A 561-nucleotide genomic window follows, 5' to 3' on the forward strand; every position below is an offset into this window, starting at 1 on the left:
CGAAGGTCACGGTATTACCTGCTTTCACCAACTGCTGACCAAAGTCACCACTTTGATCCACTGCTTTATTACCGGCACCGATCACGTTAAAGCCTGCGCTACTAATCGCTGACTGAACGGTATCCGCCGTCACTAAAGCACCAGAAGCAAGCGGTGCGCCCACGGTACCATCTGTCGTGGTGTTAAAGGTCGTGGTGTTCGCTGCGATGGCACCACCAACTGTCGAAATGGTTGTACCGTCCGTCTTGGCTGAAACCGTGTACTCCGTGCTTTTATCCGCTAACTGTTTAGACTCAACAGTCACACCATCACCAGCAACCAGCTTCGTCGCCGCCGCCTTGGCTTGATCCGCAACCGCTGTTAGCTGACCAAAATTCACCGCATCGGATTTATCCTCGCCAGCCGCCACGTTCGTGATCTTCGTATTACCCGCATTAATGCCCTTGCTATCCACGGTTACATCACCAACCGTCACGCTATCAAAGCTTACGTCTTTGGCTGTCGCAAAGGTAAAGTGTGCGCCATCCTGCTTCAAGGTTAAGTTATCACCCGCCTCGAAGG

Annotated in this window: 1 pseudogene; it reads right to left on the reverse strand. The window is 52.6% G+C overall.

Annotated elements, in window-relative coordinates:
• A pseudogene (locus tag HMPREF3144_RS10450) lies at positions 1 to 561 on the reverse strand (hypothetical protein); the annotation flags it as partial.

The sequence above is a fragment of the Oligella sp. HMSC05A10 genome (genome assembly GCF_001808335.1).
GTDB classification, from domain to species: Bacteria; Pseudomonadota; Gammaproteobacteria; order Burkholderiales; family Burkholderiaceae_B; genus Oligella; species Oligella urethralis.